Consider the following 15,037-nt stretch of genomic DNA (forward strand, 5'->3'; position numbering starts at 1 on the left):
CGAGCCCCGCCGCCGCCGCGCCGCCCCAACCGGGACCGGCTCCAACACGACACACCACCCGATCTCACAGGTGCGGTACCGCGACTCGGGCCCGGCGGAAGACCCCGGCCCCGCTCGGCGCCGCCGCGCGCCACGCGGCTTTCCCGCGGAGTCCTGGGAGTACGAAGGTTAGCGAGCCGACCTGATCTCGCGGGGCAGCGCGAACACCAGGGTTTCCTGGGCCGTCGTCACCGGCTGCACCACGTCGAAGCCGCACTCGGCCAGCCGCTCCAGCACACCCCGCACCAGCACCTCGGGGACCGACGCGCCGGAGGTGACGCCCACCGTCGTGACGCCCTCCAACCACGCCGGGTCGATGTCGTCGGCCCAATCGACCAGGTAGGCGGCGGCGGCCCCACCGCCCAGTGCCACCTCGACCAGCCGCACCGAATTCGACGAGTTGCGGGACCCTACGACGATCACCAGCTCGCACTCGGGCGCCATCGCCTTGACCGCGACCTGCCTGTTCTGGGTGGCATAGCAGATGTCGTCGCTGGGCGGGTCCTGCAAATTCGGGAAACGCTGGCGCAGCCGCTCGACGATTTCCATCGTCTCGTCCACCGAAAGCGTGGTCTGCGACAGCCAAACCACCTTGTTCTCGTCGCGGACCGTCACGTTTGCCACCGCGCCGACCCCGTCGACCAGCTGCACGTGCTCGGGCGCCTCTCCCGCGGTCCCGATGACCTCCTCGTGGCCCTCGTGCCCGATCAGCAGGATGTCGTAGTCGTCCCTGGCGAACCGCCGGGCTTCGTTGTGCACCTTGGTCACCAGGGGGCAGGTGGCGTCGATGGTGTGCAGGTTGCGTTCGGCGGCCGCGGCGTACACGGTCGGCGCCACGCCGTGCGCGGAGAACACCACGATGGCCCCCTCGGGGACCTCGTCGGTCTCCTGGACAAAGACGGCGCCGGCCTTTTCCAGGGTGTCGACCACGTGCCGGTTGTGCACGATCTCGTGGCGCACGTAGACGGGGGCGCCGTGCTTCTCCAGCGCGCGCTCCACCGTCTCGACGGCCCGGTCCACCCCCGCGCAGTAGCCACGCGGCTCCGCCAGGAGCACCCTCCTGCGGGCTGGGTCGTTGACTACCGAGCTGGCTGCACCGGGAATTCCCATGTCGACAGTCGGTGGCATGACATTGAGGGTACCGGCCGGCGGCGGGCTTGGAGTTGGCCGCAGGTTAAGGCAGGCTTGGACTCATGGCTACTGCACCGTACGGAGTTCGGCTGATAGTCGGCGCGGCGACAGTCGCCGTCGAGGAGACGATGAAGCTGCCGAAGACGATCCTGATGTATCCCATGACGGTTGTCAGCACCGCGGCCCACCTGGTGATGCGGTTTCAGCAAAACCTCGCCGAGCTGGTGATCAAGGGCGACAGCACCCTGGAGTCGATCTTTCCGCCCAAGGACGAGAAGCCGGAGTGGGCGACCTTCGACGAGGACCTGCCCGAGGACGCGATCGACGGGCCCAATGCCGCCGCGCCGGACGGCGGCGACGGCGAGCGCAGGGCCGAGGGACGATTCGCGCTGTACTCGGTCGCCGAGGCGCACGAGGACGCCAGCGCGCTCGTCAAACCGGCCCGGCAGTCGAAGGCCGCCGCCGCGAAGGCGGCCGCGCCGGAACCGGCGGTGGCGACCGAACTCGACTACGCGAGCCTGACGCTGGCCCAACTGCGGGCCCGGCTGCAATCGCTGAGCGTCGACGAACTCGAAGCGTTGCTGGCGTACGAGCAGGCCACCAAGGCCCGCGCTCCGTTCCAGACGCTGCTGGCCAACAGGATCACCCGCGCGAACGCGAAGTGACCCGAGCCAATCCCGACGCGAACTCCGCGGAGAACCCCTTTCCGGTGCGCGCGGTGGCGATCCGGGTCGCGGGCTGGATCGACCGGCTGGGCACCGTCTGGGTCGAGGGCCAGCTGGCCCAGATCACGATGCGGCCCGACGCCAACACGGTGTTCATGGTGCTGCGGGACCCGGCCGCCGACATGTCGCTGACCGTGACGTGTTCGCGCGACCTGGTGGCCAACGCGCCGGTGAAACTCGACGAGGGCACCCAGGTGGTGGTCTGCGGCAAGCCCTCGTTCTACACCGGGCGGGGCACATTCTCGTTGCGGCTCAGCGAGATTCGCGCCGTCGGCGTCGGCGAGCTGCTGGCGCGCATCGACCGGCTACGCCGCCTGCTGGACGCCGAGGGCCTGTTCGACCCGCGGCTTAAACGGCCAATCCCCTTCCTGCCCAACGTGATCGGGCTGATCACCGGGCGGGCCAGCGCCGCCGAACACGACGTGACGACGGTGGCAAGCGCACGCTGGGCCGCGGTACGTTTCGCCGTGCGCAACACCGCCGTGCAGGGGCCCAACGCGGTGGTGCAGATCGTCGAGGCGCTGCATGAACTCGACCGCCACCCCGAGGTCGACGTGATCGTGCTGGCCCGCGGCGGCGGAAGCGTCGAGGACCTGCTGCCGTTCTCCGACGAGACCCTGTGCCGCGCGATCGCGGCGTGCCGCACCCCCGTCATCAGCGCGGTGGGCCACGAACCCGACAACCCGCTGTGCGATCTGGTCGCCGACCTGCGCGCCGCCACTCCCACCGACGCCGCCAAAAGGGTGGTGCCCGACACCGTCGCCGAGCGGCGGCTCATCGATGACCTGCGCCGGCGCAGCGCCCAGGCGCTGCGCAGCTGGGTGTCGCGCGAGCAACGCGCCCTGAACCAGCTGCGCAGCCGGCCGGTGCTGGCCGAACCGCTGACGGCCCTGACCGCACGCGCCGACGAAATCCATCGCGCGCGCTCGGCGGTGCGCCGCGACGTCCGGCGGCTGGTCGCCGCGGAGAGCGACCGCGTTGGCCACCTGAGCGCTCGGCTGGACACGCTCGGCCCGGCCGCCACCTTGGCCCGCGGCTACGCCGTGGTGCAGGCGGTTCCCGACACCGGGTCGCCGACGGTGCTGCGTACGGTCGACGACGCGCCCCCGGGCACCCGGCTGCGGGTGCGGGTGGCCGACGGCGCCGTGGCGGCCGTGAGCGAGGGAGGCACCGATGGCCGCTGACGAGGAGCAGCCGATTACGCCCGTTAGTCGGCTTGGGTACGAAGCCTGCCGGGACGAGCTGATCGAAGTGGTGCGGCTGCTCGAGCAGGGCGGCTTGGACCTGGACGCGTCGCTGAAGCTGTGGGAAAGGGGCGAGGAACTCGCGAAACGGTGCGAAGAGCACTTAGCCGGCGCCCGCAAACGAATCGAGGACGCGCTCGCGGCGAGCCAGCCGGACGAGGGCTGACGGGCGGCCGCGCTGCGAAACCGGCCGCCCGGGCTTTGGAACAGGTTCCAGTTTTTCTCGACTATGCTTCGCCAACTATGGGTGATGCATCACTGACAACCGAACTGGGCCGCGTCCTGGTCACCGGCGGCTCGGGATTTGTCGGCGCCAACCTGGTGACCACCTTGCTCGACCGCGGATACCGGGTGCGGTCGTTCGACCGCGCCCCCTCGCCGCTTCCCGAGCGCCCCAACCTCGAGGTGCTGCAGGGCGACATCACCGACGCGGGCGTCTGCGCGGCGGCGGTGGACGGCATCGACACGGTATTCCACACCGCAGCGCTCATCGAGCTGATGGGCGGCGCTTCCGTGAGCGACGAATACCGTCAGCGCAGCTTCGCCGTCAACGTCGGCGGCACCGAGAACCTGGTGCACGCGGGGCAGGCGGCCGGGGTGCAGCGGTTCGTCTACACCTCCTCCAACAGCGTGGTGATGGGCGGGCAGAACATCGCCGGCGGTGACGAGACGCTTCCCTACACCAACAGGTTCAACGACCTCTACACCGAGACCAAGGTGGTCGCCGAGCGATTCGTCCTGAGCCAGAACGGCGTCGGCGACATGCTGACGTGCGCGATCCGGCCCAGCGGCATCTGGGGTCGCGGCGACCAGACGATGTTTCGCAGGCTGTTCGAAAGCGTGATCGCCGGCCACGTCAAGGTGCTGATCGGGCGCAAGTCGGCCCGGCTCGATAACTCCTACGTGCACAACCTGATTCACGGATTCATCCTGGCCGCCCAGCACCTGGTGCCCGGCGGAACCGCGCCCGGTCAGGCGTACTTCATCAACGACGCCGACCCGATCAACATGTTCGAGTTCGCCCGGCCGGTGGTCGAGGCCTGCGGGGTGAACTGGCCGCGGGTGCGGGTCAACGGGCCACTGGTCCGCGCCGCCATGACCGGCTGGCAGCGCATGCATTTCCGGTTCGGGATACCGGCCCCGCTGCTCGAGCCGCTGGCCGTCGAGCGGCTGTATCTGGACAACTACTTCTCGATCGACAAGGCGCGCCGCGACCTCGGCTACGAGCCGCTGTTCACCACCGACAAGGCGATGTCGGAATGCCTGCCGTACTACGTGGACCTGTTCCAGCAGATGAAAGACCAAGCGCACCAAGCCAAGCCGGCGGGCTAGCACCTGGCACGTCGAAATCGGCGCTGGCGCGCGACTCACTCGCAATTCTTCGCGGCAGCGTCAATCTCGATGACAAGCCGCCAGCCCTATCGGAAGCTCACCATCTGGGTGCCCCATGCCGCCCGGATGGTTGCGTCGACGTCGTTGATGATCGTGTCGCGCTTGTCGATGAGCAGGCAGGCACGATCGGCCTCCTGGTAGGGCGTCCAGTCCGGCTCACCGGCCGGGCCCTCGGGTTTGCCGTGGGTGGCGAAGTTGACCCACCTGGTGCGCACCCGTTTCGAGACCGCCTTGGCGGTCTTGGCGCCGCCGAGCTTCAGGGTCGGGTCCTTCGGCGCCCCGAGATTGCCCCATATGTAAGGCAATTCGGTGGCGTGGGCCGCGTTGACCAGCAGCAGCTTGAGCAACGGGGTCGAGTAGTCGAACCGGTACAGATACACCGGCGCCACGCCGCTGTGCCCCTCGGCCAGCCACACCGAGGGCATCCGGAAGCCGACGTCGGTCGCGATGCTCAAATACCTTGCCTTGCGCCGCAATCCGGAGTACGCCGACACGATCTGCTCCTGGCTGGGCAATTGCAGGTCGGGCTGTTCGGCGGCGATCTGGGTGAACATCGAGGTGATCGCGTGCGGGGTGATGGGCATCAGCGGCGAGCGCATCAGCCGGAACAGCGCCGCCTCGTGCTTGTTGGTTCCGATGATCAACGGGACCGGGTGCGAGCGCCCCTCCTGCGCCAACTTGACCGGGTAGTCGTGCAGCAGCTCACCGTCGACGATCGGGACGAACGCCAGCGTGCCCGGATTGCGCACGGGCACTTCGTCGAACACCTCCTGCGACGCGGCCAGGATCGCCGCGATCGGGGCATCGGGCAACGTCGCGGGGTCGGCTCCGAGCTTGTCGAGGAAGCTGACGGCGACGCGCTCGGCCCGGTCGCGGTCGTACACCGATGTGGCCGGGGAGCTTTGGGCGATCGCGCCGGCGAACAGGCCCTCGGCCGCCGGAGTGGCCAGCAGCGTCGTGACGATCCCCGCGCCGGCGGATTCGCCGAACAGCGTGACCCGTTCGGGGTCACCCCCGAATGCCGCGATGTTGTCGCGCACCCAGCGCAACGCCGCCAGCACGTCGTGCAGCCCGATGTTCGAGTCGAACCGGCGCCGCGCGGTGTTCAGACACGACAGGTCGAGAAAGCCCAGCGCCCCGAGCCGATAGTTGACCGTCACCACCACGACGTCACCGCCGCCGACCACCCGGCGCGCGTCGTAGAGCGGCTGGCTGGCCGATCCCAGGACGTAGGCGCCGCCGTGCAGCCACACCAGCACCGGTTTGGCGTCCCCGGGCGCGGTTCCCCCGCGGGCGAAGACGTTCAGGCTCAGGCAGTCTTCGCCCTGCGGCGCACCGAGATCCAGCGGCATGTTGGGAAAGGCGGGTTGCGGGCAGGCCGGGCCGTAGGACGTGGCGTCGACGACCTCCGCCCAGAGCTTTGGGGGCTCCGGTCGCCGGAACCGCAGGTCCCCGACGGGCGGCGCGGCGTAGCGGATGCCCTTCCAGGTCCTGATTTCGCCGTCGTCGGCACCCCGGACCGGGCCGTGGATGGTTTCGACCACGCGGTAGTCGGTCGCCATGATCTCGAACTTCCCTAACTCAGCCGCTCGGTTAGGAACTCGACTACCCGCTTGCGGGCCTCGTAAGCGGGTTGACCGTCGACTTCGCGGACCTCGTCGGTCAGCACCGAGTGCGCGCCCTTGGCGAAGCCCCCCGCGTTGCCGGGGCCCGAGTCGATCTCGATGACCTCGAACGCGTCGCCAAGCCGTGCCTTGAGCGTCGCGAATCGTTCCCGCGGCACGACGTTGTCCTCGCTGAACCGCAGGGCCATCGCGCACAGGCCGTCGTTGGCGCAGCGATCGGCGACGGTGGCCAGCTCGGACTCGCTCAGCCCCGGGTCGGCGCGCCGCGCCCGGCCCAACGGCAGCGGTACCGACGGCTGGGAAAGCACCGGGGCCAGCACGCTGTCGTCGACGGCGGCGGCCAACGCGAAGCCGCCGGTGAAGCACTGACCGATGACTCCGACGCCCTTGCCCGGCGTCGACGCGTTGAGGTCACGAGCCAGGGCGCGCAGGAACAACGACACCGGCCGCTGCTTGTTGGTCGCGAACGCCGCGAATTCCCTTGCGACACAGGCCCGCGCGATCGAACCGAGGATGTAGCCGCCCGTCTTCGGCTTGCCCGGCTCACCGAACAGGGAGGGCATGGCGACGGTGAAGCCGTTGTCCACCAGGTGATTACCCAGGGCCAGCACACCGGGATGGATGCCGGGGATCTCCGGGATCAGCACCACCCCCGGGCCGGCGCCCTTGCGGTACACGTCGTGGGTGTAGCCGCCGCCGCTGAACGGAGCCACCGACCATCCGGACAGGTCTGCTTCGGGTGCGGTCACGTGCCTTCCCTTCATTGCGCGGGTAGCGGCGGCTGGGATTGCGTCGCCGCCGCCAGCGTACGGAACTGATCGGCGCTACCGGCGCCGGTGATCGCGATCTGGGTGGCCCCGGCCGGACCCGTGAGCCGGGTGGTCCATACCGGCTCGGCGTCGGCCTCGTTCTGGCCGGCGCCCCGGTAGACGACCCAGGTGGTGCCGTCGACGTCGGCCGTCCCGGTTGGATACGCCGACGCGCGGATCGAGCCGACGAGCCTGTCCTCGTCGGCGTTGCTCTGGGTCAGGCTCAGATACATTCCGGTCGGGCTGATGTAGCCGACGGTCGAGGTGGCGGCGTCGAGCCGCTGACCGGTCGAGGGGTCTTTACGGCCGCCCTGGATACCGCCGCGGCCGCCGGAGTTGGCGTGCCAATCGCCGGGTAGCCGGGGCAGCCGGATCGGGAACCCCAGCGTCTGCGCATCGGCCCGCAGGGCACCCGCCGCGTCGTAGGCCGGGATCACCCCTTTGTTGGTCCCGACCGGCTGGAACGAGCACATTCCCACCAGGCCGGCCAGCACGATGCACGCGATCACCAGCGGTATGAGCGACCAGAACATGTCGCGACCGTCCTGCAACAGCCGGGGCTTGGCCGCCCGGGGTGCCGGTACCGGCTCGCCTACCTCGGCGTTCGGCTGCGGCTGCTCGGTCATCTCCCGAGTATCCCAGTTCCCGCAGAGCGATCCGCTTCTGGGACAATCTCCAACCATGACAGCATCGCAGGCTCGGTCGCGCGGCGAAGCACCAGACCGCAACCTGGCCCTGGAACTGGTACGTGTCACCGAGGCCGGCGCCATGGCCGCGGGCCGCTGGGTGGGCCGCGGCGACAAGGAGGGCGGCGACGGTGCGGCCGTCGACGCGATGCGCGAACTGGTCAACACGGTGTCGATGCGCGGCGTGGTGGTCATCGGCGAGGGTGAGAAGGACCACGCGCCGATGCTCTACAACGGCGAGGAGGTCGGCAACGGCGACGGCCCGGAGTGCGACTTCGCCGTCGACCCGATCGACGGCACCACGCTGATGAGCAAGGGCATGCCCAACGCCATTTCTGTGCTCGCGGTCGCCGACCGCGGTGCGATGTTCGACCCGTCGGCGGTCTTCTACATGAACAAGATCGCCGTCGGGCCCGAGTCCGCCGACGTGCTGGACATCACCGCGCCGATCGCCGAGAACATCAAGGCCGTCGCGAAGGTGAAGGCGCTGTCGGTGCGCGATATGACGGTGTGCATCCTGGACCGGCCGCGGCACGCCCAGCTGATCGAGGACGTCCGCGCGACCGGGGCCCGCATCGCGCTGATCACCGACGGCGATGTGGCCGGCGCGATCTCGGCCTGCCGGCCCCTTTCGGGCACCGACATGCTGGCCGGGATCGGCGGCACCCCGGAGGGCATCATCGCCGCGGCGGCCATCCGGTGCATGGGCGGCGCCATCCAGGCTCAGCTGGCCCCCAAGGACGACGAGGAACGCCAGAAGGCCATCGACGCCGGCTACGACCTGGATCGGGTACTGACCACCGAGGACCTGGTGTCCGGCGAGAACGTGTTCTTCTGCGCCACCGGCGTCACCAACGGCGACCTGCTCAAGGGGGTCCAGTACTACCCCGGCGGCTGCACCACCCAGTCGATCGTGATGCGGTCGAAGTCCGGAACCGTGCGCATGATCGAGGCCTACCACCGGCTGTCCAAGCTCAACGAGTACTCCGCGATCGACTTCACCGGCGACAGCTCTGCCGCCTATCCCCTGCCCTGAACCGACACCACCGAGGACTGCTACCCATGGCCGACAGCGCCACCGATACCGAATACCGCATCGAGCACGACACCATGGGCGAGGTCCGGGTGCCCGCGAAAGCGTTGTGGCGCGCGCAAACCCAGCGCGCGGTCGAGAACTTCCCGATCTCGGGCCGGGGTCTGGAGCGCGCCCAGATCCGCGCGCTGGGCCTGCTCAAGGGCGCCTGCGCCCAGGTGAACAAGGACCTGGGCTTGCTGGCGCCGGAGAAGGCGGACGCGATCATCGCCGCGGCGGCCGAGATCGCCGACGGCCAACACGACGACCAGTTCCCCATCGACGTGTTTCAAACCGGTTCGGGGACAAGCTCGAACATGAACACCAACGAGGTGATCGCGTCCATCGCGGCGGCCAACGGTGTGACGGTGCATCCCAACGACGACGTCAACATGTCCCAGTCGTCCAACGACACCTTCCCGACGGCCACGCACATCGCGGCCACCGAGGCCGCGGTGCGCCACCTCATCCCGGCGCTCGAGGTGCTGCACGAGGCGCTGGCGAGCAAGGCCCGCGAGTGGCAGACGGTCGTCAAATCCGGCCGCACCCACTTGATGGACGCCGTCCCGGTGACCCTGGGCCAGGAATTCAGCGGGTACGCCCGCCAGATCGAGGCCGGGATCGAGCGGGTCCGCGCGACGCTGCCGCGGCTGGGCGAGCTGGCCATCGGCGGCACCGCGGTCGGCACCGGGCTCAACGCTCCCGACGGGTTCGGCGCCAAGGTGGTCGAGACGCTGGTCGCCTCCACCGGTTTGGGTGAGTTGCGCCCGGCGACAAACTCTTTCGAGGCCCAAGCCGCCCGTGACGGGCTGGTCGAGGCCTCGGGCGCGCTGCGCACCATCGCGGTGTCGCTGACCAAGATCGCCAACGACGTCCGCTGGATGGGGTCGGGGCCGCTGACCGGCCTGGCCGAGATCCAGCTGCCCGACCTGCAGCCGGGCAGCTCCATCATGCCGGGCAAGGTGAATCCCGTTCTGCCGGAGGCGGTCACGCAGGTCGCCGCGCAGGTGATCGGCAACGACGCCGCGATCGCCTGGGGCGGCGCCAGCGGCGCGTTCGAGCTCAACGTCTACATCCCGATGATGGCCCGCAACATCCTCGAATCCTTCAAGTTGCTGACCAACGTCTCAAGGCTGTTCGCGGAGCGCTGCATCACCGGGCTGAAGGCGAACGTCGAGCACCTGCGCGAGCTGGCCGAATCGTCGCCGTCGATCGTGACGCCGCTGAATTCAGCGATCGGCTACGAGGAGGCCGCCGCGGTGGCCAAGCAGGCGCTCAAGGAGCGCAAGACGATTCGCCAGACCGTCATCGAGCGCGGCCTGATCGGTGACAAGCTGTCGATCGAGGAGCTGGACCGCCGCCTCGATGTGTTGGCGATGGCCAAGGTGAAGGCGGAGGACTAGATGAGGGTGGTTCAGCGATGACGGCTCCCCCGGGCGGGCCCTACGGCCAGGATCCCTACGGGACCAATCCCTATGGGCAGGGCCCCTTTTGGGGCGGCCCGCCGCAGGGCGGCGGCTATCCCCCGAGCGGCCCGCCGCAGGGCGGCCCGCCGCAAGGCGGCTACCCGTACCCGCCGCCCGGTGGCCCCTACGGCAGTCCGCCGGACGCCGGGAATCCCTATGCGGCGGGGCCGTATCCGCCGCAGCAATTCCCCCCACCGGGTCAGCAGGTGCCGCCCGGCTGGCCGGGCGGCCCGTACCCGCCGGGGCCGCCGGGCGGCCCGCGCTCCAAGGCACCGTGGCTGATCGTCGCCGGTCTCGCGGTGCTGGCCGTCATCGCGCTGGTGGTGCTCGTGGTGGTCGGGCTCAGCAGCGGAAACAAGCCGAACACGGCGGCGCCACCGACCGCCCCCTCGTCGACCAGCGCCCCGTCGTCGCAGCCGAACAATTCCCAGCAGACGGCCACGGGCTGCACGCCCAACGTGTCCGGCGGTGACAAGCCGGTCGGCGACACGGTCAGCGCGGGCAAGCTGTCGTTCCCGATCAGCGCGACGCCGGGCTGGATGGGTTTTTCCGACGACCAGACCCCCAACCTCATCGCCGCCGTCGGCGTCGGGGCCGAGGTGCCCGGCGCCAGCCAGTGGATGATGCAGGCCGAGGTCGGCATCACCAACTTCGTGCCCAGCATGGATGTCGCCGCGCAGGCCTCGAAGTTGATCAACTGCGTGGCCAACGGGCCCGGCTACGCCAACGCGACGCCCACCCTGGGTCCGACGAAGACGTCGTCGATCACGGTCGACGGGGTCAAGGCCGCACGAGTGGACGCCGACGTCACGATCGCCGATCCGGCACGCAACGTGAAGGGCGATTCGCTGGTCATCGTCGCGGTCGACACCAAGCCGGTCACCATCTTTTTGGGCGCGACGCCTATCGGCGACGCCGGTTCCGCGGGCATCATCAATGGGGTGGTCGCGGCTCTGAAGGTGAGGAAGTAGCCGGCGCGGAGACATGGGTGGCTTCGGAGCGCCCGCGCAGCACGGTGGAATAGCATTCGGCCCAGTGCGCCCGCTCGGCATCATCGGCGCCGTCGATGGCCGCCGCCGAACACAGGATCCGCCGGTCGGAGGTCTTGGCGAGGTCGGCCAGCCGCGCGGCCTCGTTGACCGCGTCACCGATTACCGTGTATTCATACCGGTTTTCGGCACCGATATTGCCCGCGAAGACGCGCCCCGCCGAGACGCCGATCCCGAAGTCGACCACCGGTAGCCGGCGCAGCTGGGTGCCGAGCGCGCGTGCCGTCGCCAGCGCCGCCGACGCCGGTTCGGCCGACCGCAGCGGCGCCCCGAAGACAGCCAGTGCCGCGTCGCCGGCGAATTTGTTGATCAGCCCCTGATGTTCGTCGACGGCGTCGACGACGATCCGGAAGAAGTCGTTGAGCACCTCGGCAACCTCTTGCGGCGGGCGGCTTTCCCCGCGCTGCGTCGAACCCACCAGGTCGATGAAAAGGACGGCCGCGTCGACCACGTCCCCCGACAGGGAGGCGCCCTCCTGGATGGCGCGCTGCGCGACGTCGGCTCCGACGTGGCGCCCGAACAGGTCACGCAACCGGTCCCGTTCGGCGAGCCCCGTGACCATCCGGTTGAAACCCGTTTGCAGGCGGCCGATTTGGGAGCGTTCGTACGCGCCCACGTGGGTTCCGATGCGGCCGTGTTCGACCTCCGCCATCGCGTCGACGACCTCTCCGAGGGGATCGGCAATGGATCGCGACGTCAGGATCATCGTCGGCAGCCCGAGGACCAGCGCCGCCAGCGACACCACCAGGATCGGCACGTCCAGCGCGGCGGACTTCTCGATCAGCCAGCCGTAGGAGCGCAGCACGACCAGGGTCGCGATCACCCCGATCGGGAGCGCGCTGCAGAGAAACCACAGCAGCACCAGCCGCGCGAACACCCCCGGCACCGCCAGCCGGGGCTCTGCGCCCAGCGTGGCGGCGCCCATGATCGGGCGCAGGGTGCGTTGGGCGAGCAGCATCCCCGTCCCGGCGGCGGCCGGCCCGCCCAGCAGCACGCCCAGCACGATGGGCAGCAGGAGCTGCGCCCCGCCGGCCAGATTCAGCAGCGCGAAGATCGCCCCGGCGGCTCCCCAGGCCAGCACCAGGATCGCCGACTGGCGGCCCGGCATCTTCATCGCGGTTTCCCGCTGTTCGGGCGTCGGCTCATCCCCGGCGACGTACCAGCGCAGCGTGGGAGCCAGGTTCGCCGCCCCGGCCACCGCGACGCCCGCGACGCCCAGCGCGACGAGAACCAGCATCACCGCGGTGTTTTTCTCCGCGAAGTCCGTGTCGGCCGCGACGGACGTGTGCCCCCGCAGCGGAATTAATATCGCGGCCGCGTCGACGAAGGCCAGGATGTAGGCCAGCGAAAGGTCGGTCGCATAGTCAATCGTCAACCTGCGCGCGGACTTTCGCCGCCCCGCCGCTGGAGCCCGCAACCAGCCCGGCTTGATCACCTAGGCGCCGTTATTGGGGCCGCCCGAGTTCTGGCCCGGGATGTCGGTGATCGGGAAGTTGGGCATCGGCTTGGGCGAGGACGTGTTGGGCAACGCAGGGATCTCGCTGGGCGGAATGTCGTGAAGTTGGTTGGCGGGCGGGCCGTTCTCCCGGCTGCCGTAGGTGCTGCCGGGCGCCCTTGGCCCGAGCAGTTCGGTGACCGTCACCAACCGGTAGCCGTTGGCCTTGAGCACCGGGATGAACTGGTACACCAGGTCGACGGTGCTCGAGTAGGTGTCATGGAACAGCACCACCGACCCGGGCTTGATGTACGTCATCAGCATGTAGCGCGTCGCGGCCGTGTTGGAGTCGTTGATCCAGTCGAAAGGGATGACGTCCCAGAGGATTTCGGCGAGGCCGAACTTTCCCGCGGTCTGGCGCACCAAGTCGTCGGACAGCCCGCCGGCGGGACGCCACAGCGACGGGGCGCGGCCGGTCGCGGCGGTGATCGCGTCGTTGGTCTTGGAGAACTGGCCGGCGATGTCGTCGGGCGGGATCGTGGTCATGTTGGGGTGTTCCCAGGTGTGGTTGCCGATCTCCATCCCCGCGTCGGCGATGCGCTTGGCGCCGGCCGGGTTCGCGGCCACCTTGTTGCCGATCAGGAAGAACGTGGCCTTGGCGTCGGCGTCCTTGAGGACCTGCAGCAGCCGGTCGGTGTAGGGCCCCGGCCCGTCGTCGAACGTGAGCGCGATGCACTTGACCACCGAGCAGCTGAGGTTGTCGGCACGCGTCACGTGGCCGGTCAGGCCCCCGATCAGCAGCACCGCGACGGCCGCGACGACGCCAAAAACGGTCCGCCAGTATCGCCAGGCCTGGCTGTCGGGTCGTTTCGGCACCCAGGAAGTTTACCTGGGGCCGGCTGCGCCACCTCGGCGTCGAGGGTGCACTGGGGGCTTTGAGTGTGCGTGTGGGGCGCGATTCGGGCGAATTTCCCCTGCACGCACACCCATAGCCCTGGACGCACACTCAATGCGGTCCGGCGATCTCCTCGAGCATCTCGGTGACCAGCGCGGCGATCGGCGACCGCTCGCTGCGCAGCAGGGTGATGTGGGCGAACAGCGGGTGCCCCTTGAGCTTCTCGATCACCGCCGCGACGCCGTCGTGGCGCCCGACGCGCAGATTGTCGCGCTGGGCGATGTCGTGGGTCAGCACCACCCGGGAGCCGGTCCCCAGCCGGGACAGCACGGTCAGCAGCACGTTGCGTTCCAGCGACTGCGCCTCGTCGACGATGACGAACGAGTCGTGCAGCGAGCGGCCCCGGATGTGGGTTAGCGGCAGCACTTCGAGCATGCCCCGGGACAGCACTTCCTCGAGCACAGCCGGGCTGGCCAGGCCCTCGAGGGTGTCGAAGACGGCCTGTGCCCACGGGCCCATTTTTTCGCTCTCGCTGCCGGGCAGGTAGCCCAGCTCCTGGCCACCGACGGCGTACAGCGGACGGAACACCACCACCTTTCGGTGGGTGCGCCGCTCCAGCACCGCCTCGAGACCCGCGCACAGCGCCAGCGCCGACTTGCCGGTGCCGGCCTTGCCGCCCAGCGACACGATGCCCACCGACTCGTCCAGCAGCAGATCGAGCGCCACGCGCTGTTCGGCGGACCGGCCACGCAGCCCGAACACCTCGCGGTCGCCGCGGACCAGCTGCACCCGTTTGGCCGCGGTGACCCGGCCCAGCGCATGCGAGCTGCCGCCCAGCAGCCGAACTCCGGTGTGGCAGGGCAGGTCCCGGGCCTCGGCGAGGTCGATCTCGCCGTCGGCGAACAGCGCGTCGATGTCCTCGGTGGCCGTCTCGATCTCGCACATCCCCGACCACCCCGAGGCCACCACGTCCTGAGCGTGGTATTCGTCGGCGCTCAGACCTACCGCCGCGGCCTTCACTCGAAGCGGAATATCCTTGCTGACCAACGTAACTCGCTTGCCCTCGGCGGCGAGGTTGGCGGCGCAGCTCAGGATCCGGGAGTCGTTGCTATCGGTGCGAAAGCCCGCGGGCAGCACCGACGGGTCGGTGTGGTTCAGTTCAACATGAAGCGAGCCGCCTTGTGTCCCAACGGGAATCGGCTGATCCAGCCTTCCGTGCTCGAGCCGAAGATCATCGAACAGGCGCAACGCCTGACGGGCGAACCAGCCCAGTTCGTGGTGGTGGCGTTTGGCTTCCAGCTCGCTGATCACCACCAGCGGCACCACCACCTCGTGTTCGGCGAACCGGCTGCACGCCCACGGGTCGGACAGCAGCACGGAGGTGTCGAGCACATAGGTCCGGAGATCGGTCACGAAGCGCTCCTCGAGCGGGAAAGCCCGCGCGGACCCGCACAGGCATGTCGGCGGGA

General features: G+C 69.4%; 13 protein-coding genes and 1 pseudogene. 7 read left to right on the forward strand and 7 right to left on the reverse strand.

From position 1 onward, the window contains the following. Nucleotides 1–168 precede the first annotated feature (168 nt). Nucleotides 169–1,167, reverse strand: a complete 999-nt coding sequence (locus tag BN4348_RS48920; protein ID WP_066915111.1) for a 4-hydroxy-3-methylbut-2-enyl diphosphate reductase — start codon at nt 1,165–1,167, stop codon at nt 169–171. Nucleotides 1,168–1,232: 65 nt separating this feature from the next. Between BN4348_RS48920 and BN4348_RS48925 the strand changes: the two genes are divergently transcribed. The 4 genes from BN4348_RS48925 (at nt 1,233) to BN4348_RS48940 (ending at nt 4,471) form a co-directional block, all read left to right on the forward strand. Next, entirely contained in the window at nt 1,233–1,835 is a 603-nt protein-coding gene (locus tag BN4348_RS48925; protein ID WP_066915113.1) for a lipid droplet-associated protein, read from the forward strand. Continuing rightward, nucleotides 1,832–3,079 (forward strand): exodeoxyribonuclease VII large subunit, encoded by a 1,248-nt coding sequence (gene xseA / locus BN4348_RS48930; RefSeq protein ID WP_066915115.1) that lies wholly within the window; start codon nt 1,832–1,834, stop codon nt 3,077–3,079. The genes BN4348_RS48925 and xseA overlap by 4 nt, the downstream gene beginning before the upstream one ends. Next, entirely contained in the window at nt 3,069–3,305 is a 237-nt protein-coding gene (locus BN4348_RS48935) for an exodeoxyribonuclease VII small subunit (protein WP_066915117.1), read from the forward strand. The genes xseA and BN4348_RS48935 overlap by 11 nt, the downstream gene beginning before the upstream one ends. 77 nt (nt 3,306–3,382) lie before the next feature. After that, a complete protein-coding gene (locus tag BN4348_RS48940) occupies nt 3,383–4,471 on the forward strand; it encodes a 3-beta-hydroxysteroid dehydrogenase (protein ID WP_066915119.1) in 1,089 nt (362 codons plus the stop codon). Between the two features lie 86 nt (nt 4,472–4,557). Here the strand turns inward: BN4348_RS48940 and BN4348_RS48945 are convergent, their stop codons facing one another. Genes BN4348_RS48945 through BN4348_RS48955 form a run of 3 tightly spaced genes read right to left on the reverse strand, consistent with a single transcriptional unit; the run spans nt 4,558 to nt 7,591 of the window. Beyond that, on the reverse strand, nt 4,558–6,093 hold the full coding sequence (locus BN4348_RS48945) for a carboxylesterase/lipase family protein (RefSeq protein WP_066915121.1): 1,536 nt from the start codon (nt 6,091–6,093) through the stop codon (nt 4,558–4,560). 14 nt (nt 6,094–6,107) lie between these two features. After that, nucleotides 6,108–6,905, reverse strand: a complete 798-nt coding sequence (locus tag BN4348_RS48950) for a dienelactone hydrolase family protein (RefSeq protein WP_066915123.1) — start codon at nt 6,903–6,905, stop codon at nt 6,108–6,110. A gap of 11 nt (nt 6,906–6,916) precedes the next feature. Then, complete coding sequence (locus tag BN4348_RS48955) at nt 6,917–7,591, reverse strand: DUF4245 domain-containing protein (RefSeq protein WP_066915124.1); 675 nt, start codon at nt 7,589–7,591, stop codon at nt 6,917–6,919. Between the two features lie 9 nt (nt 7,592–7,600). On the opposite strand from BN4348_RS48955, the pseudogene glpX reads away from it, so the two are divergent. The 3 genes and pseudogenes from glpX to BN4348_RS48970 all read left to right on the forward strand — a co-directional run bounded on the left by glpX (nt 7,601) and on the right by BN4348_RS48970 (nt 11,160). Beyond that, nucleotides 7,601–8,687 (forward strand): annotated as a pseudogene (glpX, locus tag BN4348_RS48960) (class II fructose-bisphosphatase). A gap of 26 nt (nt 8,688–8,713) precedes the next feature. Continuing rightward, entirely contained in the window at nt 8,714–10,126 is a 1,413-nt protein-coding gene (locus BN4348_RS48965; RefSeq protein WP_066915127.1) for a class II fumarate hydratase, read from the forward strand. 17 nt (nt 10,127–10,143) lie between these two features. After that, nucleotides 10,144–11,160 carry a hypothetical protein gene (locus BN4348_RS48970; protein ID WP_066915129.1) on the forward strand — a complete coding sequence of 339 codons (1,017 nt, stop codon included), beginning with the start codon at nt 10,144–10,146 and terminating at the stop codon, nt 11,158–11,160. Here BN4348_RS48970 and BN4348_RS48975 read toward each other — a convergent pair. From BN4348_RS48975 to BN4348_RS48985, 3 genes are all read right to left on the reverse strand, one after another. Next, nucleotides 11,123–12,607 carry an adenylate/guanylate cyclase domain-containing protein gene (locus BN4348_RS48975; protein WP_066915201.1) on the reverse strand — a complete coding sequence of 495 codons (1,485 nt, stop codon included), beginning with the start codon at nt 12,605–12,607 and terminating at the stop codon, nt 11,123–11,125. The two genes, BN4348_RS48970 and BN4348_RS48975, sit on opposite strands and share 38 nt — an antisense overlap. Nucleotides 12,608–12,673: 66 nt before the next feature. After that, nucleotides 12,674–13,549 carry a polysaccharide deacetylase family protein gene (locus tag BN4348_RS48980; RefSeq protein ID WP_066915130.1) on the reverse strand — a complete coding sequence of 292 codons (876 nt, stop codon included), beginning with the start codon at nt 13,547–13,549 and terminating at the stop codon, nt 12,674–12,676. 130 nt (nt 13,550–13,679) lie between these two features. Continuing rightward, a complete protein-coding gene (locus tag BN4348_RS48985; RefSeq protein WP_066915203.1) occupies nt 13,680–14,981 on the reverse strand; it encodes a PhoH family protein in 1,302 nt (433 codons plus the stop codon). Nucleotides 14,982–15,037 lie beyond the last annotated feature (56 nt).

The sequence above is a fragment of the Mycobacterium interjectum genome (assembly GCF_900078675.2).
Classification (GTDB): domain Bacteria; phylum Actinomycetota; class Actinomycetes; order Mycobacteriales; family Mycobacteriaceae; genus Mycobacterium; species Mycobacterium interjectum.